This window comes from Carboxydothermus pertinax, assembly GCF_001950255.1.
Classification (GTDB): Bacteria; Bacillota; Z-2901; order Carboxydothermales; family Carboxydothermaceae; genus Carboxydothermus; species Carboxydothermus pertinax.
In genome coordinates this window covers 1-483 of the sequence record NZ_BDJK01000064.1, presented here as the reverse complement: position 1 = coordinate 483, position 483 = coordinate 1, and the positions used below count along the sequence as shown (strand labels likewise).

General features: G+C 47.0%; 2 protein-coding genes. One reads left to right on the top strand and one right to left on the bottom strand.

What is annotated here, in order from left to right; translation table 11 throughout:
• Positions 1 to 2 precede the first annotated feature (2 nt).
• Entirely contained in the window at positions 3 to 170 is a 168-nt protein-coding gene (locus cpu_RS14405; RefSeq protein WP_001386339.1) for a hypothetical protein, read from the bottom strand.
• On the opposite strand from cpu_RS14405, the gene cpu_RS14400 reads away from it, so the two are divergent.
• Positions 169 to 483 (top strand): replication endonuclease (locus cpu_RS14400; RefSeq protein ID WP_501161796.1); only part of this gene is annotated, 315 nt, incomplete at its 3' end. The two genes, cpu_RS14405 and cpu_RS14400, sit on opposite strands and share 2 nt — an antisense overlap.

Sequence of the window (483 nt, the reverse complement as noted above, 5' to 3'; positions counted from 1 at the left end):
CATTACATCACTCCTTCTGCACGTAATTTTTGACGCACGTTTTCTTCTGCGTCAGTAAGAACGTCAGTGTTTCCTGCGCGTACACGCAAGGTAAACGCGAACAATTCAGCGGCTTTAACCGGACGCTCGACGCCATTAATAATGTTTTCCGTAAATTCAGCGCCTTCCATGATAGACGACCGATTAGAGGCGTTTTATGATAATCCCAATGCTTTGCGTGACTATTTTCGTGATATTGGTCGTATGGTTCTTGCTGCCGAGGGTCGCAAGGCTAATGATTCACACGCCGACTGCTATCAGTATTTTTGTGTGCCTGAGTATGGTACAGCTAATGGCCGTCTTCATTTCCATGCGGTGCACTTTATGCGGACACTTCCTACAGGTAGCGTTGACCCTAATTTTGGTCGTCGGGTACGCAATCGCCGCCAGTTAAATAGCTTGCAAAATACGTGGCCTTATGGTTACAGTATGCCCATCGCAGTT